This window comes from Kitasatospora sp. NPDC032150 (assembly GCF_055579945.1).
The window spans coordinates 177321-200286 of the sequence record NZ_JBVIMH010000002.1; the positions used below are offsets into that span (position 1 = coordinate 177321).

Below are 22966 nucleotides of genomic sequence, written 5' to 3' on the forward strand. Positions count from 1 at the left end.
ACCTGGGCCAACCCCGCGCCGGGCGGCCGGAACCGGTCGCCGTCAGGAGGTTGGAGCGGTTTTCCGCTGTCTGGTCCGTATTTGCCGTTCCGTCAGTCGGTCCAACCGGGTAAAAGTCGTCAGAAAATTTTTACGGCGGCTCAAACGGTCTCGACACGCCGGTGCCGAACTGCGGACTTGACCGGCCCTTGGGCATTTCCACAGCGCGTTCACCTGGTCGTCCGCCGTCGATCCCTCTTGTCCCGGGGTCCGTTCATGCGCTGGAATGCGGGCCTGTCGGGACGGGTGTTCCAGGATTATGCATGCGTCCGACCCTCGTTCGTGTGCTCGGACACAGGCTCCTGACATCGCATCAGATGAAGGGACGTTAATGATCCGTCGGCATAAACCGCAGCTGGCAGTGGTCACCCTTGCCGCCGCCGCTTCCATGGTGCTGGCCAGTGGGGCCACCGCCTGGAGCGCGCCACTGCCCGCCGTGCCGGGGTCCGCCACAGCCGCCGACAGCGGTGCACCGGCCCCGGTCATCGTGATCCTCAAGGACCAGCTGCCGAGTGCCCCGGCCGACTCCGGGCACCTGACCGAGCGCAAGCAGCAGGCCGCCTCCGCTCAGGAGCCGCTGCTCGCCAAGGTCAGGGCCGAGGGCGGTACCGACATCAAGAGCTTCGTGGTCGGCAACGCCTTCTCGGCGACCGTGAGCCCGGCGCTGCGGGCCGCGCTCGCCGCGAACCCGGCGGTCGCCTCGGTGGTCCCCGACCAGACGGTCACGGTGACCCCGACGAGCCCGGCCACCCCGGCCGAGACCAGGGGCGGCAAGGGCGCCAAGGCCCCGAAGGCCTCGGTCGCCCCGAACGCCACCGCCTCCGCCAAGGCCGCGGACGGCGGTCCGTACGGCGGCGCGATCTGCCCGAGCGACCCGGACAAGCCGCTGCTGGAGCCGGAGGCGCTGTACACCACGCACGTGCAGGGCGCCAAGGGCTCGCCCGGTGCGAACGAGATCGCGGACGGCAAGGGCGTCAAGGTCGCCTACATCGCGGACGGCCTGGACCCCAACCACCCCGACTTCATCCGGCCGGACGGCTCGCACGCCGTCATCGACTACAAGGACTTCTCCGGCGACGGCTGGGACGCGCCCAGCGGCGCCGCCGAGGCCTTCGGTGACGCCTCCGCGATGATCGCCCAGGGGCGGCAGAGCTACGACCTGTCGAAGTTCGTCAACCCGAGCCACCCGCTGCCGGCCGGCTGCAACATCCGGATCCAGGGCATGTCGCCGGGCGCCTCGCTGGTCGCGCTGAAGGCCGGCGGCGAGACCTTCCCGAACTCCGCGATCCTGCAGTCGATCGACTACGCGGTCTCGGTGGCGCACGTCGACGTGCTGAACGAGTCCTTCGGCAGCAACGTGACCCCGGACAGCAGTGCGCACGACACCATCTCGCTCTTCAACGACCAGGCCGTCGCGGCCGGTGTGACCGTCACGGTGTCCAGCGGTGACGCGGGCATCAACGGCACCATCGGCACCCCGTCGACCGACCCCAAGGTGATCTCGGTCGGTGCCTCCACCGACAACCAGTCCTACCTGCAGACCGGTTACGCCGCCGCCCAGTTCTCCAACGGCACCTGGTCGAACAGCCGGATCTCGGCGCTCTCCTCGGGCGGCATCACCCAGGGCGGGAAGACCGTCGACCTGGTGGCCCCGGGCGAGGCCGACTGGTCGCTGTGCGGTCCGGACACCAGCAAGTACACCGAGTGCACCGACTACAAGGGCGAGGGCAGCTCGATCCAGCCGTTCGGCGGGACCAGCCAGTCCGCGCCGCTGACCGCCGGTGCCGCCGCCGACGTGATCCAGGCGTACCGGGACAGCCACAAGGGTGCCTCCCCGTCGCCGGCCCTGGTCAAGGCCTTCCTGACCGGCACCGCCGCCGACCTCGGCCTGCCGGCCCAGGAGCAGGGCGCGGGTCTGCTGAACGTCCGTGCCGCCGTCGAGGCCGCCCGTGGCTACCGCAGCCCGGACGGCGCCAAGGACAGCTCCACGGTCGCCGTCACCACCGGCCAGATCGACCTCACCGGCCACCCGGGGCAGACCCACACCGCCGACGTCAACGTGGTCAACACCAGCAGCAGCCCGCAGACCGTCAGCGCGGCCACCCGCACCTTCGCCGCGCTGAGCTCGTCCCACCAGGACGTGCAGCTGGACTCGGCCACCGACCCGACCTTCAGCTACGCCACCAACGGCGCCACCTGGGTGCACCACGACGTGACCTTCACCGTCCCGTCCGGCGCCGACCGGCTGGCGGCGTCGATAGCGTGGCCGGGTGTCGCCCAGAAGTCCGGCAGCAACACCGTCACCCCGGTGGTCCGGATGACCCTGCTGGACCCGTCCGGACGGCTGGAGACCAACACCCGCCCGCAGGGTGGCCCGGTCTCGGCCAACTTCGGCATCGTGGACGTCCCGCACCCGGTCGCCGGGGAGTGGAAGGCGGTCCTCTACACCCCCGCCGGCAGCAACGGCTTCACCGGCAAGGTCCAGCTGGACACCTCGTTCCAGCGGGCGGTTCCGGCCGGTGCGGTGAGCCCGCAGGTCACCACGCTGGCGCCGGGTCAGAGCAAGACCCTGCACGTCCAGCTGACCACGCCCACCACCAGCGGTGACAGCGACCAGTCGATCACCGTCGCCGGCTCCAATGGCCGTACCACCAGCGTGCCGGTCATACTGCGCAGCCTGGTCGACCTGAACGGCACCGGCGGCAGGTTCACCGGCACCATCACCGGTGGCAACGCCCGCAGCTACTCGCCCGCGCAGAGCTTCACCTACGCGTTCGACGTGCCGAAGGGCCACCGCGACCTGCGGGTCGGCCTGGCCCTCGGCGGGGACCCGAACGTGCTCGTGCAGGGCGTCCTGATCAGTCCGAACGGCACCCCGGTCGATGTCGAGAGCAACGCGCTGTTCGACGCCGGCGGGAACCTGTCCGGCAAGGCCGCGAGCCTGTCCGTGACCACGATCAACCCGGTTCCCGGCCGCTGGCGGTTCGCCCTGGTGGTCGTCAACCCGGTCAGCGGCACCGAGCTCAGCCAGCCGTTCACCGGCACCATCGGGCTCGACCAGAACAAGGCCGCCGCCAACCTGCCGGGCAGCGCCAAGGCGAAGCTGGCCGCGGGCAAGGCCACCACGGTCACGGTCACCTACACCAACAACACCGGCGCCACCCAGGTCGTCCAGGCCGACGGCCGGCTGAACCGGAAGGTCGACCTGCCGCTGGTGCCGCAGGGCACCTCCGGGACGGTCGCGCTGCCGCTCGGCCCGAGCTCCCAGACCCCCGGCTTCCTGATCCCACCGGGCACCGACCGGCTCACCGCGGTGGCGGCCTCGACCACCCCCGCACAGCTGGAGCTCGGCGGCACCACCGGTTCGCCGGACCTGTTCGGCGACCTGAAGAAGGCCCAGAACGGTTCGACCATCTCGGTCGCGCAGTCCGTCGGCTCGGCCGCCCAGCCGATCGTCCCGGGCTTCTGGAGCACCTCGGTCCAGCAGATCGGCCCGTTCCCGAACTCGGGTGCGCCGGCCGGCAGCTCCACCATCACCGCGACCGCGCACACCCTGGCGTTCGACCCGGCGATCACCTCCAGCACCGGTGACCCGTACACCCTCGCGGTGAACGCCGGCGCCAAGGCGACCACCCCGGTCACCGTCAAGCCGGGTGCCACCGGCACCATCCAGGTCACGGTCACCCCGACCGCCCCCAAGGGCACCACCGTCTCGGGCGTCCTGTACCTGGTCACCGCCCCGAACGGCGTGGTCACCGCCAACAACCAGATCGGCATGACCGGTTCGGTGCTGGCGGCGCTCCCGTACAGCTACACCGTCAACTGACGTACGTCAGGCGGCGAACAGGCCGAGGCTGTCCCCGATCCCGGGGGCAGCCTCGGCTGCTTCCGGTCCTCCCCGGCGGAGTGCCCCTCAGACCGAGGCCGCCACGAGGGCCGTCTGCCTGGCCGCCGCGTCGACGGTCTGGTCGATCAGTACGGCGATGGTCATCGGTCCGACCCCGCCCGGTACCGGCGTGACCAGCCGGGCGCGGCCCATCGCCCCGTCGAACTCGACGTCGCCCACGTTGCCGGGATTGTACCCCGCGTCGATCACGACCGCACCGGGCTTGAGCTGCTCACCCTTGATGAACTCCGGCCTGCCGACCGCCGCCACCACGATGTCCGCGGTGGCGAGGACGGCGGGCAGGTCGACGGTCCTGGAGTGGCAGTAGGTGACGGTCGCGTCCCGGGCAAGCAGCAGCATGCCCATCGGCTTGCCGAGGATCGGGCTGCGCCCGACCACCACCGCGTGCTGCCCGACCGGGTCGACCCCGTACGCGTCCAGCAGTCGCATGATCCCGCCCGGGGTGCAGGAGACGAAGCCCTCGTGGCCGAAGGCCATGTTCGCGAAGGACGCCATGGTCACACCGTCGACGTCCTTGGCCGGGTCGATCGCCTCGAACGCGGCCCGCTCGTCGACATGGGCCGGCACCGGGTGCTGCAGCAGGATGCCGTGCACGGTGGGGTCCTCGGACAACTCCCGGATGACGGCGACCAGTTCCTCCGTGGTGGTGGCGGCCGGCAGCGGTACGTGCCGCGACTCGACACCCGCCCCGGCGCAGCGGTTGCGCTTCATCGCGACGTAGGTGACCGAGGCCGGGTCCTCGCCGACCAGCACCGTTGCCAGACACGGGCGCACCCCGGTCTCCGCCTCCAGGCGCCGCGCGCGCTCGGCGGCGCGCTCGAGGGTCTCACGGGCCAGGTCGGTACCGGTCATCAGCTGTGCGGTCATGGGCAGTCCAAGGGGTCTAGCGGACGGGATGCCCAGGCGCGCGGCTCGGACCGAGCGGCAACGGGGCTCGCGGCGTCCGCGCTCCGTGTTGCCGGTCGGTCCTGGAACTGGAGGCGGATCGCTCCCCGGTGGTGCCCCACCCAAGCGCCAGTCACGGCCCGCGCGGTCATCCTAGCCGCTGCCCGGCCGTGCCGTGCCGGGGCGGCGGGAGGCGGCGGGCCGGTGGACCCGGGCGGGTGCCGGGTGTGCGGATCCGGCGGCGCCGGGGAGGTCAGCGGCGCCAGCGGAAGAGGGCGTCCCACTCCTCGGTGATCCAGGTGCCGTCACCGACCGGGCCTGGGCGCCGTCCCGGTCCGGGATCGGGTACTTGGCCACCAGTCGGGGAGTGATCGTCATGCCGCCATCCTCTCGTGGCGGACCGACAAGGGCGTTCCCCGCCCGGAGCCCGGGTGTGAGAGGGGCGGCCCGTCCCGCCGCGGGAGCGGGACCGGCCGGCCCGGTGGTGGGTCAGCCGACCGACGCGTTGTAGCTGTCGATGGCGGGCTGGAGGTCCTTGGCGGCGTCGCCGAGGGACTGCTGCGCGGTCTTGGCGCCGCTGATGGTCTGCTCGATGGCGGTCTCGACGCCCTTGCGGGCCTGGGGCATCACACCGAGCAGGCAGCCCGCGGTGGCGGGGGTGGGCTCGGTGGCGTGGAGTTCGTCGATGGCGGTCTGGAACTGGGGGTACTTGGCCAGCCACTCCTTGTCCTTGGGGTCGTCCAGGGCCTTGCGGTTGACCGGGAAGTAGCCGGTGCCGGTGTGCCAGGCGACCTGCTGGGCGGGCTCGGCGAGGAACTTGGCGAACTCCCAGGAGGCGCGCTGCTCGGCCGCCGAGTGCCCGGGGCCGTCTATCCACAGCGAGGCGCCGCCGATCACCGGTCCGCCCTGGCCGTCGGGGGTGAGCCCGGGGTAGGGGGCGGTGGCGACGGTGAACTTGGCGGCCTCGGTGTAGCCGCGCAGCACGCCGGTGGACTCCAGGTGCATCGCGACCTTCCCGGCCTTGAAGGCGGCCTGGGCGTCGGCGGTGACCCGGCCGGTGTTGGCCGCGTACCCGCCCTTGACCAGGTCGGCCCACCACTGGACGGCCTGCGCGCCCTGCGCGGAGTCGAAGAGCACCTTGCCGGCCTTCTCGGTGCGGCCGTTGTCCTGGTCGCAGTACGGGGCGCCGGACTCGGCGATCAGCTCCTCCACGAACCAGCCGTAGACGGCCGCGCCGAAGCCGTACCGCACCGTCTGCCCGTTCGCGTCCTTCTTGGTCAGCTTCTTGGCGGCCTCGCCGAGTTCGGCGAGCGTCCGGGGCGGCTTCGCCGGGTCCAGGCCAGCCTCCTTGAAGGCGTCCGCGTCCAGGTAGAGCAGCGGCATCGAGGAGTTGAACGGCATCGCGGCCAGCTTGCCGCCGACGGTGTAGTAGTTGCGGATGCCCGGCTCGATGTCGCCCAGCTCGTACCCGTCCTTGTCCGCGAACGCCTGGGCCGGGACGGTCTGCCTGGAGTCGATCATGAACCGGGTGCCGATGTCGTAGACCTGCACCAGCGAGGGCGTGCCCTTCTGCTGCACCGAGGCCTTGTACTTGGCGATCACGTCGTCGTACGTGCCCTGGAAGAGCGGCTTCACCTCGATCTTGCCCCGGTGGGCGGCGTTGAACTCGTTCACCAACGAGGTCAACGCGGTGGCGTTCTGACCGGTCATCGCGTGCCAGAAGGTGACGGTGGTGACGCCCTGCGCCTGTTCGAGCGCGTCCGCACCGGGCGCGGAGCCGTCGGAGGAGGAGTCGCCGGACGAGGAGGAGGAACTGCAGGCGGTCAGGGCGAGGGCGGCCGCCGCCAGGCCGGCGGCCAGTCTGAGACTCCACTTGCTCATGGGTAACTGCCTCTCGGGTGAAGGAGGTTCAGCGGACGGCACCGGCGGTCAGCCCGCGGACGATGAAGCGCTGGCCGAACACCACCAGCGCGAGGGTCGGCAGCAGCGAGAGCACCACCCCGGCGAGGATCAGCCCGGGGTCGGCCCGTTCGGCGTCCCGCAGACCGGCGAGCCCGATCTGCAGGGTCTGCATCTGAGCGGTACGGGTGATGATCAGCGGCCAGAAGTACTGGTTCCAGGCGGAGAGGAAGACGTAGATCGCGATCGCCGCGAGCGAGGGCTTGTTCAGCGGCACCAGGATCCGCCACAGGAAGCGCCAGTGCCCCGCCCCGTCGATCCGCGCCGCGTCCCGCAGCTCGGCCGGAAACTGCCGGAACGACTGCCGCAGCATGAAGGTCCCGAAGCCCGAGGCCAGGAACGGCAGCACCAGCCCGAAGTACGTGTTGCCCAGCCCCCACCCCGACAGCGTCAGGTAGTTGGGGATGATCACGGCCTCCCACGGCACCATCAGCGTCGCCAGGAACACCCCGAAGACAGCCGTCCGCCAGCGCAGCGGCAGGAACACGAAGGCGTACGCGGCCAGGACCGAGGTGAGCAGCTGCGCCAGCGTGATCACTCCCGCCGTGACGGCCGAGTTGAGGTACTGCCGTCCGAGCGGGATCACCTCGACAGCGCCGGCGAAGTTCCGTCCGGTGACCGAGTGCGGCAGCAACGCCGGCGGGTAGGAGGAGAGTTCGGACGGTCCCATGACGGCCCCGGCGAACGCGTAGTACACGGGGAAGGCGACGGTCACCACCGCTGCGCCCAGCAGGGTGTAGACGGCCGCCCGGCCTGCCGACTCCCGTATCCGCGCGGTGCCTTCGCGGGCGGCACGGGCCCTTGCCGGAAGGCGTTCGGTCGTGGTCACGCGTAGTGCACCTTCCGCTCCAGGAGCCCGAACTGGACGCCCGCGCAGGCGAGTACGACCACCAGCAGCACCACCGCCTGGGCGCTCGCGGTGCCGAAGTCGCTGGACCCGTAGGCGAAGGCCTTCTCGTAGACCGAGTAGACGAGCGTGCGGGTCGCGCCGTCCGGGCCGCCGAGGGTCAGGATGTGGATCTGGCCGAAGCTCTGCAGGGAGTTGATGGTGGACACCACGATCAGGAAGAACAGGTGCGGCCCCAGCAGCGGCACGGTGATGCTCCGGGCCAGCCGCCAGCCCGCCGCGCCGTCCAGCCGGGCCGCCTCGACGGTCTCCTGCGGGATCGAGCCGATTCCGGCGGAGAGCACCAGCACGTTGTAGCCGAGGTTCATCCACACCGTCGCGGCGCTGACCGAGAGCAGTGCGTACCGCTGGTCGGTGAGCCAGCCGACGGGACCGGTGCCGAACTGCGACAGCAGCCCGTTCAGCACCCCGATCGCCGGGTTGAAGAAGACCGAGAACACCACCGAGGCGCTGGCCACCGAGAAGGCGAACGGCAGCGCGAACGCCGACCGCAGCCAGCGCACCCCGCGCACCCGGCTCTCCAGCAGCAGCACCAGGCCGAGTGCGCCGAACACGCCGGGAAGTACGGTCAGCAGGACGAACAGCAGGGTGGTGACCAGCGTCTTGTGGAATTCGGCGGAGGCCAGCAGGTCGGTGTAGTGCCGCATTCCGACATACCGGGACGGCGCACCGAACAGGTCGTTCCCATGGGTGCTCAGATACAGCGTGCGGCCCAGCGGATAGCCGATGAAGAGCGCGAAGACCACGAGCGAGGGCAGCAGGAAGGCCCAGGCCAGCGTGCGTTCACCCCAGTCGCGCCGGCCGGGCCCGCGTTTCGGGGCCGCTGCGGTCGCGCCGGCCCGCCCGGCACCGGTCGCTCCGGCCCGCCCGGCCGCCGCGGCCGCTCCGCTTGATCGGGGCATAGGGCGTCCACCTCTCCTCGCAGTACGCTCGGCCGAAACCGTGTCGCGTTCGGGCGGCGCGGCGACCACCACCGGGTAGCCGCCGGGTGGCGCCCGGTTTACGTGTTCGCATCAGACCTCGTCGATCCCGATCCCTACCCCGGAGACAGCGCTCCAGCCCTCCGTTTCAACCCGCCTGACTCGCCGTGATGAACGGCATCTATCGGGTACGGCCTGTCGGGTGCGGTCCTCGCGGGTGCGGTCTGCGCGGCTGAGCGGGCGGGTGTGTCTGGATGCGGCCGCTCGGGGCGGCAGGCGGATGTGGAGCTGCCGTGCGGCGCCCGGGCGCCTCAACGACTACTTCCTCATCCGCACCAGCACGTTCGACCCTCGTGGCGCGCTGTCCGAGCACGACCTCGCAGCCGAGAACATCACCGCGCTGCGCTGGTGGACCCGGCAGGACATCGCCGACTACCGAGGCCCCGACCTGTTCTCACCCCGCGACCTCGCGACCCCGCTGACCGCCCTGCTCACCCACGGCGCCCCGGCCTCCCCGCTGCTCCTCGGACGGTGAGCCTGGCAGCGGACGGACTCCGCCCTCGATGTCCAGCGCGGTGCCGTACAGCCGGGCAGCGGTCGACCGGTGGCTCCCAGGGCACTGTCAGGGACATAGCGCATCATCTACCCATGACTACCGCTCACCCCGCACCATGGACCACCGAACTGACCACCGCCGCCAGGCGGCACCTCCCGGCCGAGAGCGCCGAGAGGTGGACGGCCCTGCTGCGGCCGTGCGTCCGCCTCTCGACCGCGCCCGCCGGGGTGGTCGGCCCGGTGGTCGGCCGGCTCGGCGGTGAGCCCGAGCTGCCGCCCGGCACCGAGTGGCCGGTCTGGGAGGGCAACGGGCCGCTGTCCTTCGTCGCGTCGATCGACTGCGCGGCGCTGCCCACGGGCGAGTTGGACATCCCCGTGCCCCCGGACGGGACGCTGCTCTTCTTCTACTTCGACGGCCAGCTGGACGACGGCGACGCCCTGGTCCTGGTCGACGACCGCGACAGCTGGGCCGGCGCCCGGGTCGTGTACGTCCCGGCCGGTGCCGAGACCATCAGCCACCCCACCCCCGAAGGCCTGGAGCCCTACCGCGAGGTACGGCTCACGGCCCGGCTCACCGCCTCCGAGCCCGGCCGCTGGCACCCCACCACCACCGACGCCTTCGGCCAGGAGACCGACGAAGACCTGCGGGACAACTTCACCGACGCCGTACGCCTGTCCTGGGACGGCCGCCAGCACCGCATAGGCGGCCACCCGATGCCCATCCAGAACCCGGTCGAGTACGAGGTCGCCCACGCCGTCCTCAACGGCCGGGCTGGCTGGCACACCCCCGAACTCCAGGCCGAGGCCGAGTGCTGGGTCCTGCTCGCCCAGATCGACAGCGACCCCGCCGCCGACATGATCTGGGGCGACATGGGCTCGCTGTACTGGCTGATCCGCCCCGCCGACCTGGCCGCGAAGCGCTTCGACCGGGCGGTCTTCAACTGGCAGTGCAGCTGACCGGCCAGCGGCGCGCAGCGGCGGGGCGCACGGCCCGGGCGGTGGCCGGGCTGACGACCGGGTGATGCCGGGCAGGTCGGCGTCGTGCTGCTCCCAGCGGTCGAACAGCGCTTCGGCGCCGTCGCGTTCGATGGGAGCGCCACCGGTGTCGGTGAGCACGTCGAAGTCACCGCCCGGATATGAGTGGGGACGGTGGCCGCACGGAACATCCCGGTGCCGGGCACCAGCGGGGTGTCACCCGGGGCGGCCTGGCCGAACAGCAGCCCGTGGCCGCTGCGCAGCACCTGGTTCGCCACCTATGGCTAGGATATGGGCCCCCGTCAGATGGGCCCGTATTTGCCTGACCCCGTCCACGGGACCAATGGCACCGGCTGAGCTGGCAGGATCTATCAGATCGGATCCGGCTTTGCGCCCTGGCCGGATTTCAGACGATGCTTTCGGATAGCCCACGCTGCATGGCTTCCGACCTGCCGGGAACCAACTCACGCAGCTTCTCCCGGGTCTCCGGGTCGGTGGAGTAGAGGATGGTCCCGACCATGCCCCGGGTGAGCAGAACCTTGTAGGTGTGGCGGATCAGCCGGGCGACCTCGGCGTCGTCGGTCGCCTTGGTGAACACGGTGTCCTTCGAGGCGGTGCGATCCACCACCCAGCGGTCGCCGCGCCACACCAGGTCCGGACCGATGATCACCCCGTTCCAGTCGTACTCGAAGCCCTGGGCCGTGTAGACGCAACCGACCTGCCCGAAGCCAGTTGGATCGGTTGCCCACAGCGCCGCCGGCGGGGCACCGGACAACCCGCGGTCGCCGCGCAGGTTCCACGGCCGCTCCCAGTCGCCGATTCTCACGTCCAGGGGGAGCGGCTCGCCTGGCCTGGGCTCGGGGCTCCATCGCCAGCAGTACCCGGCGGTCATTCGGGCGCCGTACCCCTCTGCCTGTCGCTGCCGCAGGAACTCTTCGAGCTCGTCGGGGCAGTCCGCCACGCGCAGATCCACCAGTTCGTCGGGCTCCCAGACGTCGGGACCGCCGTTCTTGAGGCCGAGCAGCCGATCGACCCAGGTCAGATACGCCTCGCTGCCGCCGCAGCGGAACTGGTCATCGAGACGCACCACTCGAACGTCCAGTCCCTTCGCGCGGGCCACAGCCGCGATCTGCGCCTCGGTACCCATTTCCCCAGGGCGTACCACCTGGTTCTCATCCAGCAGGAACACTGGAACGCGTGCGGCGTCGATCAGTTCCTCCACCTGAGCCCGGCCAGTGCGGTTGGCGGCAGGCGTCCAGCGGGTGCTCGAGGTCTCCCGGATCCGGTGCGCCTCGTCGCAGACGAGCACGTCGAGGGAGTTCTTGTCGGCGCTGATGAAATCGTTGAAGTACTTGAAGAGCTTCTGGACCGCGGGCTTTCGCGCTCCCGCGATCTTGCGCATCGTCAACGTGAAGGAGCGCGATCCCGTCGCGTGCAGCGCCGAATGGCCCCGCCGGTAGAGCTCACCGAGGAGAGAGAGCGCGATCACGCTCTTACCTGTCCCCGGGCCGCCGAGAACGACCAGCACCTCCTTGTGGTCCTGGCGGCGTGCCCGTTCGACGGCGCGAAGTACCAGCTCGTATGCCAGCTTCTGCGCGTCCAACAGTACGAACTGCTCGCGCTCGCGCACCTCAGCAGCCGCCACGGACATCAGCTGCTTGGAGGGTGCCTTCCTGGCCCTGAGTAGCTCGTCTGCCGCGGACGCCCCGGGAGTCACATCGAGTAGGGATCGCAGGTGGGCGATCAGGGCACCGCGACCCTCACCGGTGAACAATCGGCCGTGGCGGTCCTGGCCCACCTCCCGCAGCCTCTGGGCCCCGAATTCGTTGGCGTTGTGCAGGTATGCGACCCCCGAGACCCGGTGCGGTTCGTCGGCGAGTGCACCGTTGAAGTCCACCAGGTACTCGCAGTAGCCACGGACCTGCTCGATCGGATTCAGCCGCATACCGGGATAGCCGCCGACCCGACACAGTCGCGGGGACTCGTCGTCAGGTTCCGCACTGCTCCACTGCTTGAGCTCGATGACCACGTACGAAGGCTCCTTCGTCGTGGGATGGAACCCCGCTAGCACGACATCCACCCGGCGGCTGGTCAGTGGCAGCTGGTACTCGACCAGTACCTCCACGTCTCCCAACCCCGCATCGAGCAGGGTGTCGGCGAGAGCGGGGAGGCTTCGCTCCCATGACAGCATCTCGGACGGGCTGGGGCGATAGCCATGTCGATGCGTGAAGTTCTCACTGAGGCGCATGAAGAGAGTGCCGGCCATCCTCTCGGCGGCGACGGTTTTGGCGGAACCGCGGAACAGCAAAACATGCCCCCAGGCAGCACGAAGCGAGTCGTGCGGGTGGGGGCATGTCCTGAGGCGGAAGCCCGTTGGGCCGCAGTGATAAGTAGCTGAAGATTAACCTGTCCGGCTGACAGGAGGTCGAGGGGCCCGGGGCGAACTGAGTCCCGCCGGCCACGGGCTGCTAACGCAGAGCGACCATCAAAGCCGCAGCGGCGGCGGTCCCGAAGTGCCGACGAGTCGGATTGAGCATCGCCTCCGGCTAGGTGCTGCTCCCCGAGAAGAACGTAGAACTCGACTGGGATTTGACGCTGTTGCTCACCCGTACCCATGTCCCGCCCCACCGTGTGGGCTACCTTTTCGGCCCTCCCTGGGCCTTCGCCTCGACCTGCAGGTCGACAAGCGGGCCGGCGGCAGGTAGGCCGGGACCTCAGAGCTCCGCGGCGAAGCCTACAAAGGCCGCCCACTGATCGGGCGTGAACATCAGGTGTGGCCCCTGCTGATCCTTGGAGTCGCGGACGAACACGCTGCCACCATCGGTAGCCGCGACCTCCACGCACTCGCCACCGTTTCCGCCGCTGTAGCTGCTCTTGACCCACACCAGCCCGTCCGTGGCCGACTGTCGCGTGTCGGTGCTCATGTGTCTCCCAGCATCTTCTCGATGAAGGCCAAGGACTCACCGGAGGTGAGCGCCTGCCCTCGGATGCTCCCGTAACGCGCAGCCAGCATACGGACTTCATCCGCCTCCGCGACCAGGCGGCTGACGTCCTGCACTTCCAGGTACGCGACCTGCTGCTTGCCCTTGGGCGTAAGCAGGACGAACGGGCCTTCGTATCCTCCGTGTTCCTCGCAGTCGAGCGGTAGGACCTGGATCGTCGTGCTACGCAGCGATGCGAGGCGGATCAGACCAGGATGCGCTGCTCGCCGGGCTGCCCGAGCGCATCCACGCCCCGGTGGCGTTCCTGCGCAAGCGGCTGGAGCGGAGGATGCCTGCGCCCCCGGCTCCCGTCACGCCGCCGCGCACCCGCCACGAGTGTCACCGCTGCCAAGCGCCCGTGCCGGATCCCGGCATCTGCCGCTCCTGTGCTGGGCTTGCCTCGGGCAGAGGTCCGGCACTCGACCCGGCTGCCGTGGGGCGCAACTCCAGAGGCGCCGCCCGCGCCCGTGACCTGTTGCGCGCGGCCCGTACGTCCCCACTGGCCGTCTGCTGACCGCGGGCCGGCCCGGCCGCTACGGACCGGGTCAGCACCACGCGGGCCTGCGAGACGTCGCCGAGCTCGCAAGCTCACGCGCCCCCGCACCTACCCGCGCGGGGCGCAGACGGAATGCGCGGACGTCGGGTGACGAGACGGGGTCGTTTGTAGTGGTGTGCCGTCTCCGGTCGTCAAGCGGCACCCGAGTCGGATGGACGAGGAGCTTCGCGGTTCGGGTGTTCGCGCAGGCGTACGGCGAGGGCCGCGATGTCGTCGTCGAGCCCGCCATTGCTGTGGTCGACCAGGTCCTGGTGAAGCCGGTCGAGAAGCTGGCGGGGCGCGGCCGGGGTCTGCCGCCGCAGCCAGTCCGGTAGCGGGAAGAACTCGCCGGTGCGGTCACGGGTCTCGACCACGCCGTCCGTGTAGAGCAGCAGCAGGTCACCAGGGGCGAACGGGACGGAGTCGACGCTGTAGTGGTCGCCGATCAGCTCCGCGAGGTTGAGCAGCGGCGAGGGAGCTGTGGGCTGCAGCACGCCGAGCTGCCCGGAGTGCACGAGCAGCGGCGGGGGATGCCCGCAGTTGAGGAGTCTGAGGCAGCCGCCGTCTTGCGGGATCTCGGCGAGGATGGCGGTGGCGAAGCGCTCCGGCGAGTCCTGGGCGGCGTACGCGTCGCTGTGCCGGGAACTGCTGGTCTCCAGACGTCGGGCGACGCCGCGCAGATCCGGTTCGTCGTAGGCGGCCTCCCTGAAGGAGTTGACCACTGCCGCGGCCGACCCCACCGCCGACAGGCCCTTGCCCCGCACATCGCCGATGAGCAGCCGAACCCCGTACGGCGTGTCGAGGGCTTCGTAGAAGTCGCCGCCGATCCGGGCGTGCGCCGCTGCCGCGAGATACAGCGACTCGATCTCGATGCATCCGACGAAGCGTGGCAAGGGGCGCATGACCACCTCCTGCGCTGCGTCGGCGACGAGTCGGACGTGCAGGAGGGTCGTCTCCCGCTGGAGCCGGATGTGGCTCGCGTACGCGGCCGCAACCGTGACCGCGACGATCGCCCCCACCGTGTACCACGTCCCCAGGTCCGGGTAGACGAGGCTGAGGCCGATCATGATCAGAAGGCAGAACATCCCCAGCAGGACGGTGGGAAGCACGGGCCACATGCACGCGGCGAGGGCCGGTGCGGCGGTCAGGATGCGGCTGAAGGCGACCTCCCTGGGCGTCGCGAACGCCAGGCTGGCGACGACGACGGTCAGGATCACCGGCGCAAGCAGAACAGGTTCCGAGCGCCCGCCGGAAGAACGGAGACGCCGCAGCCGATCACTAATGATCACAAAAACTATCTTATCGACACAAACCGCCACCAAAGCCTGCTACACGGCGCGGCGCATCGGGTGGTCATGCGGAGAAACGCGGTAGTCGCGGTCGGACGCGCCGACGGAGCGGTCGCGCGCCGAGATCAGGGCGCCGTCCACGATCCACGACCCGTCCGCTCCCGCTCCGGACGGGGCGTCGGCTCCTGCGCCAGGAACGGGCCCGGCTCCCGCAGGACGTCACACACCGTCGACGCGGAGCCACCGAACGGCGGCGTCAGCTGGTGCACCGTCGGATTTCTCCGGTAGCCGTGACGGCGCATCGTTGCAGGTGGTTCATGTCGGCACGGGCGATGTGGATCCCAAATGCGGCAGGGCTTTGCAGACCAAGGCCGGGGGTGATCGCCTCGCGCCGAGTAGTGATCGCAACGGCCCGGCAGGTACCAGATACGCAAGAATCGCTGGTCACAGTCGTGACCAGCGATTCACTGGTGTCCGAGGGGGGACTTGAACCCCCACGCCCGATAAAGGGCACTAGCACCTCAAGCTAGCGCGTCTGCCATTCCGCCACCCGGACTAGGTGTCTGTCGTTGCGGTTTTCGTTTCCGTGCCGCGCTGACATGGATAACTGTAGCAAGATCGGCTTGAGGATCCAAAATCGTCCGTCGCGAGCCCCGACGGGCTTCGATCCGGGGGATTGCCCTTGGGACGGGGCGGTTGCTGGGGGAGGATGGCGGGAGCGTGCCCGCAGGGCCGCGGCCGTGGGGCCGCGGATGGCGTGGAGGTGCGCCGGGCGGGCTTGAGACGAGGAGTGACCGTGACCTTGAGCGAGTCGAAGGCGGAGCGGGTGGCCGTCCCGGGCGTGACGGCTGAGTCGGAGGTCGCCGAGATCTGCCGTGACCTGATCAGGATCGACACCAGTAACTACGGTGACGGCTCGGGGCCGGGGGAGCGGGCCGCGGCGGAGTACGTCGCGGAGCAGCTGGCCGAGTTCGGCCTGGAGCCGCAGATCTTCGAGTCGGCCAAGGGCCGGGCCTCGACCGTGGTCCGGATCGAGGGCGAGGACCGCTCCCGTCCCGGGCTGCTGATCCACGGCCACACCGACGTGGTGCCGGCCAACGCCGCGGACTGGACGTACGACCCGTTCGCCGGCGAGATCGCGGACGGCTGCGTCTGGGGACGTGGCGCCGTGGACATGAAGGACATGGACGCGATGACCCTGGCCGTCATCCGTGACCGGCTGCGGACCGGCCGCAAGCCTCCGCGCGACATCGTGCTGGCCTTCCTCGCGGACGAGGAGGCGGGCGGCACCTACGGCGCCCGTTTCCTGGTGGACAAGCACCCGGAGCTGTTCGAGGGCGTCACCGAGGCGATCGGCGAGGTCGGCGGCTTCTCGTTCACGGTCAACAACGATGTCCGGCTCTACCTGATCGAGACGGCCGAGAAGGGCATGCACTGGATGCGGCTCACGGTCGAGGGCCGGGCGGGGCACGGCTCGATGGAGAACGACGACAACGCCATCACCGAGCTGTGCGAGGCGGTGGCCCGGCTCGGGCGGCACCAGTTCCCGCTGCGGATCACCAAGTCCGTCCGGGCCTTCCTGAACGAGCTGTCGGACGCCCTCGGGGTCGAGCTCGACCCGGAGAACATGGACGAGACGCTCCGGGTGCTCGGCGGTATCGCCAAGATGATCGGCACCACGCTGCGCAACACGGCGCAGCCGACCATGCTGGGTGCCGGTTACAAGGTGAACGTCATTCCCGGCCAGGCCACCGCGCACGTGGACGGGCGCTTCCTGCCGGGCTACGAGGAGGAGTTCCTGGCCGAGCTGGACCGCGTGCTCGGCCCGCGGGTGAAGCGCGAGAGCCTGCACTCGGACAAGGCGATCGAGACCGACTTCGACGGGCCGCTGGTCGCGGCGATGCAGTCCGCGCTGCGTGCCGAGGACCCGATCGCCCGCGCGGTGCCGTACTGCCTCTCCGGCGGCACGGACGCGAAGTCCTTCCAGGACCTGGGGATCCGCTGCTTCGGGTTCGCGCCCCTGCAGCTGCCGCCGGACCTGGACTTCGCCGGGATGTTCCACGGCGTGGACGAGCGGGTGCCGGTGGACGGGCTGAAGTTCGGCGCCCGGGTGCTGGACCGGTTCATCGACGCCTGCTGACCGGACGGCACGAAGTCCGCGGGCGGCATGAAGCCCGCGGTGGGTACGGAGTCCGACGGATCGGAGTCCGACGGATGGCCCGCCCCGGAAGCACGGGGCGGGCCATCCGCATGTCCGGAGCGTCCGTGCGGGCATCCTCCGCCGAGCGGGCCGAGGGCGCGCCGCAGCATCGCCCGAGCGTTGCCGGCGCTGCTGCGCGCATTGTCGGAGCGAATGACTTGAAGCCTGCTGGAGAGGGCTAAGAAGAAACGATAAATCCCGGAACAGCGGGTCGATTGCCTGTGCGAGATGTAACCGTTGCGGGTGAATGGGTGATCGCCTCCGTACCCCGTTTGCCGCCTCGTCGTTCACCCATATGGCAGCTCGGAGCCGGGCTGTGGAATGACGAATCGACATCAGCCGCCCCGGAGACCTGCCGGGAACGGCCAGGAGGAACCATGAAGGTCAAGAAGATCGTTGCCGTTGTCGCCGCCGCCGGTGGTCTGGCGCTCGCGGGTGCCGGTGTCGCCTCCGCTCACGACGGTGCGCAGGCCCAGGGTGCGGCGGTCAACTCCCCGGGTGTGCTGTCGGGCAACAGTGTCCAGGTCCCGGTGCACGTGCCGATCAACCTGTGCGGCAACACCATCTCCGTGATCGGCCTGCTGAACCCGGCCTTCGGCAACAACTGCCAGAACTTCTGAGCAGCTCGCCGCAGCCCGCTGCGGCAGCTCTCGCAGGGCGGTCCGACAGCTCGCGCGGTAATGGCTGAGCCGGGCGACTGATTCACGCGCCCCCGGGCGGCGGATGGCTCCGCCCGGGGGCGTTCTCCTGCCTACCCAGGGTGCGAGTCAGTATGCAATCTCCTCGCAACACGATTGGGTGAACGTTTTCCGTTCGGCTCAACCTTTGCGGTCGGCTCTCGTTGTCCCGTGGACGGGCAGCAGCTTCGTCAGGAATTTCCGACAATCACAAGTCAGGGGAGTACATGCGACAGGTCGCCAAGAGAGGAATCCTCACTGCCGTCGCCACCGGCAGTGTGCTGGCCTCCACCGCGGGCTACGCGTACGCAAGTGCCGAAGCCCACGGCGGTGCGGCCAACTCGCCCGGAGTGGGCTCCGGAAACAGCGTGCAGGTCCCCGTGGACGTCCCAATCAACGCCTGCGGCAACACGGTCAACGTGGTCGGTGTGCTCAACCCGGCGATGGGGAACGACTGCGGGAACGTGTCACACGGCGGTCAGAGCGGCGGCGGGCAGGTCGCGACGGGCGAGCACGGTCCGGTGCACACGGGTTCCGGGGCCTCCTCCGTGGGAGGCGCGCAGACCTCCCCCGGAGTCGTCTCCGGCAACACCGCCCAGGTTCCGGTCAGCGTCCCGGTGAACGCCTGCGGGAACTCCGTCAACGTGGTCGGCGCCGGAAACCCGGCCTTCGGCAACGGCTGCGACAACCAGGGCGGGACCAACGTCACCCCGACACCCCCGCAGCCCACCGACGACTGCCCACCCGGGGGTACGACTGACACTCCGCCCGGGGGTACGACCGACACTCCGCCTGGGGGTACGACTGACACTCCGCCTGGGGGTACGACCGACACTCCGCCCGGAGGCACGACCAACACTCCGCCCGGAGGCACGACCAACACTCCGCCCGGAGGCACGACCAACACTCCGCCCGGGGGTACGACTAACAACCCGCCTGGGGGCACGACTAACAACCCTCCCGGGGGTACGACTGACACTCCGCCCGGGGGTACGACCGACAACCCGCCGACCGGTACCGGCACGGGCGGCAATCCGCCTGCCACGTCGGTGTCGCTGCCGCCCGAGGGCACGCCCCACCAGACACCCGTCGCCGGCCATGACCACCTGGCCTCCACCGGTGCGGCCGGGCTGGAGCTGATCGCCCCGACCGGAGTGGCGCTGCTGCTCGGCGGCGGCGTGCTCTACCGCCGCTCCCGTGCCGGAGCCCGCTGAACCCCACCCAGAGGACGGCGGAGCTCCGTAAGGCCCCGCACGAGTCCCGTTCCGCCCCCGGGTGACTCCTGTCCCGGGGGCGGGCGACCGGTCGGGGCCCACCCGAGCGCCCGCAGTCGTGCTGTTCACGGCTGCGGGCGCTCGCCCGTCCGGTGAGGGTGGAGGAGGCCCGGCCGCCGGGGCGCGGGACGGCGGCAGCCGACCGGCCGGGCACGGGGGTGGCCAAGGGCTCGGGCGTCGTCGGCCCGAGTGGTCATACGCGCGATCGGCGACCCGCCCGGCGGCCGGAGCCCGCGAGTCGAACCGGAGCCGTCACCCCGACGGGCTGTCGCCCCGCACCCGCCGCTACCAGCTCCTGACCTGCCGGATGATCCGGCGACGCAACAGCACCGTGCGGCTGCCGTCCGGGAACAGCCGCAGCCGGTCCAACTCCCAGTTCCCGTACTCGGCGTGGTCGGTGAGCAGCTGCCGGGCCGCGCTTCGGGTGGTGCCGCGCGGCATGCGCAGCGACTGGTACTCGTACTCGGGCTGTCGGACCAGCTTGGGTGGGGTCAAAACTCTCCTCCTGCGGAACGTCTGGAGGCCAGGGTACGACCTGCCTGTGGCAACCGGACCGGTCCTGCGAGCCGGGCCGGGGAGCCGCCGCTGCCTGCGAGGCCGTCGCGGGCGTTGCTGACAGACAATCAGGTGTCTTGCAGCGGAAGGGATACCCAGGTCGGGCCGCCGCGATGCGCGGGTCGGGGGCGAGTGATCGTGCACGGTGCGGCCGTCGGCGGGCGGTGGTGGAGCCTTGGCGGATCCGCCGGTGGTCCGGAAGAGGGTGGTCCGGAAGGGGTCGGACCGTGCGGTCACAGAACCGCCCGGACCGGACATCCGGGGGTAAGTTGCCGGGAATTCACGGGTGTAGGCGATATCCCCTGTGCGTGTCGTCCCCCCGGGGAGATAGCGTCAGCACCATGTCTGATGCCGCGCAGCTCACCATCGCCGAGGTACGCGCCGCCGCCGAGGCGGTCAAGGCAGCCATCGACCGCCATCTGCAAGCGGTCTCCGCCCCCGCAGCAGCGGAGGATCCCGCTGTCGCCGCCGCCTATGAGGAGCTCGCAGCGGCGGCCATCGCCTACGACCAGATCCTCTACGAGGTCTACGACGAGGTCACGCCCTTCGAGGTCCCCGGGGACGAGAGTGCCGGCGGTTACGTCGGCCCGGACCAGCCAGAGGCGATCAGCGTGCTGATCCGCCGCGACTATCTGATCACCGATGCCAAGCGGCTGCGTGCCCAGGCCGAGCGGGTGGACAGCACGCTGACTCCCGGCGGCGGCAAGGACGGCGGGGTCAATGCGGCGATCGGCGTGCTCTTCGGGGAGTACGAACCGGACGAGATCGCCGCCCGCTGCGAGGAGTTCGGCTTGGAGGAGGGGGACTCGACGCTCTGGGTCGCCGCGTCCGAGCCGTCCGAGCCGGGGGAGTGGCTGCCGGAGCCCTTCGACGGCGCTGATCCGCAGCTGCTGATCTGTCGCTTCGACGTCAGCGAGGTCTACGACGACGACCTCGACCTCTTCGAGGGCGAGGCCTGACCGGCAGGCGGACCGCGGTGAGCGGCGCCGGAGGCGGAGTCTCCGGCGCCGCCCGGACGGCCAGGGGCGGGCGGAGCCACCCTCGGGCCGGCCCGCCCGCCGGGGCTACATCTGACCGGTCTGCTCCGCCAGGATCGACCGGAGCCGGGTGGTGCGAGGCTGGGCCGGCAGCTCGGCGACGGCCTTCGGGAGCGCCTGGCCCGCGGCGTGGACGACGGACAGGTGCCGCTCCGCGCGGCCGAACGCGGTGTAGACCCACTGCCTGGTCAGCCCGCCGGCCGCGTCGTCCGGCAGGACCGCGACCACGCCCGGCCAGCGCCGGCCGACGGCCTGATGGACCGTCAGCGCCCAGCCGTGCCGCAGCTTCGCGGCCTGCGCCGGGGTGACCGTCAGCCGGGTGCCGTCGGAGAGTTCGAGGTGCAGCCCCGACGCGTCGCCGTCCAGGACCCGGCCCGGGCGGGTGACGCCGGGGGCGGGCGAGTACACCACCCGGTCGCCCGGGTCGAAGCCGCCGAACCGGCCGGGGCCGGGGTTGAGCCGGGCCTTGGCTGCGGTGTTCAGCACCCGGGTGCCCGCACTGCCGCCGTGGCCCGGGGTCAGCAGGACCACCTGCTCGACCGGGATGCCCAGGGCACGCGGGATCGAGTCGGTGAGCAGCTGGATCGCGCGGTGCACGGCCTCGGCGCCGTCCTTGGCGGTGACGATCACCACCTCCTTCTCCGGAGCCTCGACGCTCTGCAGTTCGCCGATGCCGACCCCCGAGACCAGTTCGCCGATCGGACCGAAGTCCGGGGTCCGGGAGGCCACCGCGGGGCAGACCTTCGCGGCGAGCAGATCGGCGAAGAACCGTCCGGGCCCGGCCGACCAGAGCTGGCCCGGGTCGCCGCTGAGCACCAGCCGGGTGCCGTCGGCCAGGGCCTCCAGCAGGGTGGCCGCCAGCTCGACGTCGAGCAGCGGGGCGTCCAGGACGACCAGGACGTCCAGCGCGAGCGAACCGTCCTCGGCGCGGCCGGGACCGGCCGCGCCGGAGAGCAGGTCGGCGAGTGTGGCCACCCGGGTGCGGGCCGCGTCACCGGGCCCTTCACCGGGCACCTCGCCGGGCCGTTCACCGGGCCCTTCACCGCGTTCGGCGTCGGCCCCTTCGGCGCGCCCGGCGCCGGGCAGGAGTGCGGTGAGGCTGTCGCGCCCCTGATCGGTCCAGGTCACGGCCCAGACGCGCAGGCCGAGGCCGTGCGCCGCGTGCAGCAGTGCGGCGGGTTCGGCGCGGGCCGCCTCGCCGCCCGTGTGCAGGACCAGCGGATTGGCGGCCACCGCCCTGATCAGCGCGGTGGCCGAGGAGCTGGGAGCGGCTGCGGCGGCGGCGTCCCAGGCGGACGGTCCGGCGGCGCGCGGAGCCGTCCGTACCTCCTGCACCTCTTGCGGCCGGCCCTCGCCGCCGTCGTCGTGGCCCTCGTCGCCGTCGTCCGCCGTGGAAACCTTCGCCGTGGAAACGTCGGCCGAGGGCTCCTCGGCGTCGGCCGCGGCTTCGTCCGCCTCCTCGTCGCCGTCCTCTCCCGGGACGAAGGTGGACATGATCCTGACGAGGCCGTCGGCGAGGCTCTCCTCGGCCAGCGCGAGGCGTTCGAGGGCCAGCAGAGTGCGGGTCGGGGGCTCGTCCTCGGCCGAGGCGGCGGACTGGTGGCTGTCCGGGATCTCGTCCTGGAAGGCCATCACCCGGCCGTCCACCACGACCTCCTGGAGTGCGGCGGCCGCGTCGGGCAGGCCGGCCCGCTCCAGCCCCGCGACCACCTCACCGATCTCGAGCGCCGAGTGGCCGCGCAGCACCGCCTGCTCCAGCAGCCAGGGCACCAGTGCCCGCGCTCGGCGCCGGTCACCGGGACCGGCCGCCGGACCGAGCAGCCCGCGCGCGAAGCCGTCCGCGTGCTCGGGCCGGACGCCGGGCAGCGCGAGCACCGCCCAGGGGTCGTCCCGCAGTGTCCGAGCCGCGCCCTCACCGAACTCGGCGAGGGCGGCCTCGCCCAGCGCGGCCGGCGCACCGCCCGCTGCCAGCACCTCGGCGGCGGCCCGCAGTGCGTCGGCGCGCTGCTGGTCCGGCACCCGCCCGGTCTCGCCCGTAACCCCGGCCGCCGGAGCGGCCTCGGCCGGAGCCATGGCCTCGGGGGCGGAAGCCGGGCCGCCGTCGACGGCGTCGTTCGCAGGGGCGTCGCCGTGGCCCGGTGCCACCGGCTCGCCCTGGCGGCCGATGTTGCGGATCGCCTCCGCCAGGGCCGCGACGGCCTCCGTACGGTGCCCGGGAGCGCTGTTCTCCACGCGGCCGTTCTCCACGTCGCCGTCGCCCATCAATCGCTC

General features: G+C 71.0%; 17 protein-coding genes and 1 tRNA gene. 7 read left to right on the plus strand and 11 right to left on the minus strand.

Features of this window, described 5'->3' with window-relative positions; all coding sequences use genetic code 11:
- The first annotated feature begins 370 nt into the window (after nt 1-370).
- Complete coding sequence (locus tag ACZ5ON_RS03135; protein WP_465584535.1) at nt 371-3865, plus strand: S8 family serine peptidase; 3495 nt, start codon at nt 371-373, stop codon at nt 3863-3865.
- Nucleotides 3866-3952: 87 nt separating this feature from the next.
- On the opposite strand, the gene ACZ5ON_RS03140 is transcribed toward ACZ5ON_RS03135, so the two are convergent.
- From ACZ5ON_RS03140 to ACZ5ON_RS03155, 4 genes are all read right to left on the minus strand, one after another.
- Nucleotides 3953-4813 (minus strand): bifunctional 5,10-methylenetetrahydrofolate dehydrogenase/5,10-methenyltetrahydrofolate cyclohydrolase, encoded by an 861-nt coding sequence (locus tag ACZ5ON_RS03140; RefSeq protein WP_465584540.1) that lies wholly within the window; start codon nt 4811-4813, stop codon nt 3953-3955.
- A gap of 507 nt (nt 4814-5320) precedes the next feature.
- The gene (locus ACZ5ON_RS03145; protein WP_465584543.1) at nt 5321-6712 is read right to left on the minus strand and encodes an ABC transporter substrate-binding protein; all 1392 of its coding nucleotides are present in this window, start codon (nt 6710-6712) and stop codon (nt 5321-5323) included.
- Nucleotides 6713-6740: 28 nt separating this feature from the next.
- Nucleotides 6741-7619: a carbohydrate ABC transporter permease gene (locus ACZ5ON_RS03150; protein WP_465584547.1), complete on the minus strand. Its 879-nt coding sequence runs from the start codon at nt 7617-7619 to the stop codon at nt 6741-6743.
- The gene (locus ACZ5ON_RS03155; RefSeq protein WP_465584550.1) at nt 7616-8599 is read right to left on the minus strand and encodes a carbohydrate ABC transporter permease; all 984 of its coding nucleotides are present in this window, start codon (nt 8597-8599) and stop codon (nt 7616-7618) included. The genes ACZ5ON_RS03150 and ACZ5ON_RS03155 overlap by 4 nt, the downstream gene beginning before the upstream one ends.
- 298 nt (nt 8600-8897) lie before the next feature.
- On the opposite strand from ACZ5ON_RS03155, the gene ACZ5ON_RS03160 reads away from it, so the two are divergent.
- Complete coding sequence (locus ACZ5ON_RS03160; protein WP_465584555.1) at nt 8898-9152, plus strand: NUDIX hydrolase; 255 nt, start codon at nt 8898-8900, stop codon at nt 9150-9152.
- 113 nt (nt 9153-9265) lie between these two features.
- Nucleotides 9266-10129, plus strand: coding sequence for a YwqG family protein (locus ACZ5ON_RS03165; protein ID WP_465584560.1), 864 nt, complete (start codon nt 9266-9268; stop codon nt 10127-10129).
- A 424-nt stretch (nt 10130-10553) separates the two neighbouring features.
- Here ACZ5ON_RS03165 and ACZ5ON_RS03170 read toward each other — a convergent pair whose 3' ends face one another.
- The 5 genes from ACZ5ON_RS03170 to ACZ5ON_RS03190 form a co-directional block, all read right to left on the minus strand.
- Entirely contained in the window at nt 10554-12455 is a 1902-nt protein-coding gene (locus tag ACZ5ON_RS03170; protein ID WP_465584564.1) for a DNA/RNA helicase domain-containing protein, read from the minus strand.
- A 406-nt stretch (nt 12456-12861) separates the two neighbouring features.
- Nucleotides 12862-13071 (minus strand): DUF397 domain-containing protein, encoded by a 210-nt coding sequence (locus ACZ5ON_RS03175; protein WP_465584569.1) that lies wholly within the window; start codon nt 13069-13071, stop codon nt 12862-12864.
- Nucleotides 13068-13337: a Scr1 family TA system antitoxin-like transcriptional regulator gene (locus ACZ5ON_RS03180; RefSeq protein WP_465585311.1), complete on the minus strand. Its 270-nt coding sequence runs from the start codon at nt 13335-13337 to the stop codon at nt 13068-13070. Before ACZ5ON_RS03180 ends, ACZ5ON_RS03175 begins: the two co-directional genes overlap by 4 nt.
- A gap of 478 nt (nt 13338-13815) precedes the next feature.
- On the minus strand, nt 13816-14880 hold the full coding sequence (locus ACZ5ON_RS03185; RefSeq protein ID WP_465584574.1) for a PP2C family protein-serine/threonine phosphatase: 1065 nt from the start codon (nt 14878-14880) through the stop codon (nt 13816-13818).
- A 540-nt stretch (nt 14881-15420) separates the two neighbouring features.
- Nucleotides 15421-15508, minus strand: a tRNA-Leu gene (locus tag ACZ5ON_RS03190).
- A gap of 246 nt (nt 15509-15754) precedes the next feature.
- On the opposite strand from ACZ5ON_RS03190, the gene ACZ5ON_RS03195 reads away from it, so the two are divergent.
- The 3 genes from ACZ5ON_RS03195 (at nt 15755) to ACZ5ON_RS03205 (ending at nt 19043) form a co-directional block, all read left to right on the plus strand.
- Nucleotides 15755-17092 carry a M20/M25/M40 family metallo-hydrolase gene (locus ACZ5ON_RS03195; RefSeq protein ID WP_344635716.1) on the plus strand — a complete coding sequence of 446 codons (1338 nt, stop codon included), beginning with the start codon at nt 15755-15757 and terminating at the stop codon, nt 17090-17092.
- A gap of 437 nt (nt 17093-17529) precedes the next feature.
- On the plus strand, nt 17530-17772 hold the full coding sequence (locus ACZ5ON_RS03200; RefSeq protein WP_465584577.1) for a chaplin: 243 nt from the start codon (nt 17530-17532) through the stop codon (nt 17770-17772).
- Nucleotides 17773-18056: 284 nt separating this feature from the next.
- A complete protein-coding gene (locus tag ACZ5ON_RS03205) occupies nt 18057-19043 on the plus strand; it encodes a chaplin (RefSeq protein WP_465584580.1) in 987 nt (328 codons plus the stop codon).
- A 345-nt stretch (nt 19044-19388) separates the two neighbouring features.
- Here ACZ5ON_RS03205 and ACZ5ON_RS03210 read toward each other — a convergent pair whose 3' ends face one another.
- Nucleotides 19389-19598 (minus strand): DUF5703 family protein, encoded by a 210-nt coding sequence (locus ACZ5ON_RS03210; RefSeq protein ID WP_436558902.1) that lies wholly within the window; start codon nt 19596-19598, stop codon nt 19389-19391.
- Nucleotides 19599-19999: 401 nt separating this feature from the next.
- Between ACZ5ON_RS03210 and ACZ5ON_RS03215 the strand changes: the two genes are divergently transcribed.
- Complete coding sequence (locus ACZ5ON_RS03215; RefSeq protein ID WP_465584584.1) at nt 20000-20617, plus strand: hypothetical protein; 618 nt, start codon at nt 20000-20002, stop codon at nt 20615-20617.
- 105 nt (nt 20618-20722) lie between these two features.
- Here the strand turns inward: ACZ5ON_RS03215 and ACZ5ON_RS03220 are convergent, their stop codons facing one another.
- Nucleotides 20723-22957, minus strand: coding sequence for an ATP-binding domain-containing protein (locus tag ACZ5ON_RS03220; protein WP_465584587.1), 2235 nt, complete (start codon nt 22955-22957; stop codon nt 20723-20725).
- Nucleotides 22958-22966 lie beyond the last annotated feature (9 nt).